At 58.5% G+C, this 1231-nt stretch carries 1 protein-coding gene; it reads right to left on the bottom strand.

Features of this window, described 5'->3' with window-relative positions:
- Positions 1-18: 18 nt before the first annotated feature.
- Positions 19-1169, bottom strand: a protein-coding gene (locus GM154_RS25475; RefSeq protein WP_085985622.1) for an IS3 family transposase whose coding sequence is annotated in 2 segments (ribosomal slippage) — positions 19-926 and positions 926-1169 — 1152 coding nt in all. Because the reading frame shifts where the segments join, the coding sequence is not laid out codon by codon here.
- Positions 1170-1231: the final 62 nt, after the last annotated feature.

Genomic DNA, 1231 nt, shown 5'->3' with positions numbered 1-1231 from the left:
TGAATCGCCCCGGCTTTCCTAGACACTCTCCAAGCTCTGGAAATAGCGCTTTTCAAATTCTACTGGCGATAGCTGCATAGCGCTGCTATGCCGGCGTTTGGGGTTATAAAACATCTCGATGTAATCGAACACATCACTGCGGGCTTCTTCCCGGGTACCGTAGATTTTTCGTCGGATGCGTTCCCGCTTCAGCAACTGGAAAAAGCTTTCCGCGACCGCGTTGTCGTGGCAGTTACCGCGTCGACTCATGCTGCTGATCAGGTTGTTGGCCTTGAGGAAGCTTTGCCAGTCCGAGCTGCTGAACTGGCTGCCCTGGTCGGAGTGGATCATCACTTCCTGCTTGGGCTTGCGCCGCCACACTGCCATCAGCAACGCATCGATGGCTAGGTCGCTGTACATCCGTGGCTTCATCGACCAGCCAATCACCTGGCGTGAAAACAGATCCAGGACCACCGCCAAGTACAACCAGCCCTCATAGGTGCGAATGTAGGTAATGTCGGTGACCCAGACCTTGTTCGGTTCACTAACGTTGAACTGCCGCTCCAGGCGGTTGGGCGAGACCACTGTCGGCTTGCCTCCATAATAGCTGAGGCGCCGACAATAGCCGGTCTGCGAGCGCAACCCCTCTCCCCGCATCAGGCGAGCCACGCGGTGCCGGCCACAGGACTCCCCCAGCTCGCGCAGGTCGTCATGGATCTTGCGGTAGCCGTAGACCCCACCGCTTTCCAGCCAGGCATGCTTGATCAATCCGAACAGGCGTTGATCTTCCTTGGCGCGTACGGATTTCGGCTCGGCCAGCCAGGCGTAGTAACCGCTGGGATGCACCTTGAGGGTCTGGCAAAGACGCCGCACCGGGTACTCCACCGACAGCTTGCTAATGAAGGCGTACTTCAGCCGGACTCCTTGGCAAAGTACGCGGCGGCCTTTTTTAGGATGTCTCGCTCTTCGGTCACTCGCTTGAGTTCCGCGCGCAGACGACGCAGTTCGGCCTGCTGCTCGTCTTCCTGCTGTCGCTGTTCCTGGGGCTTGCCGTAGCGCTTGATCCAGGCATATAGGCTATGCGCCGACATGCCCAACCGCGTCGCCACCTCGGCAACGGGGAGGCCGCGCTCGGTCACTTGCTTGACCGCTTCGATCTTGAATTCCTCGGGGTAACGCTGCTTGCTCATGGCACCTCCTAACGGGCCTCATTATGAGGCTTAGAGGTGTCTAGGAAACTAGGGGCGATTCA

Source organism: Pseudomonas sp. MAG002Y, from assembly GCF_019400845.1.
Taxonomy (GTDB): domain Bacteria; phylum Pseudomonadota; class Gammaproteobacteria; order Pseudomonadales; family Pseudomonadaceae; genus Chryseomonas; species Chryseomonas luteola.
The sequence above is the reverse complement of the archived record's forward strand: the minus strand, read 5'-3'. Positions and strand labels throughout refer to the sequence as shown.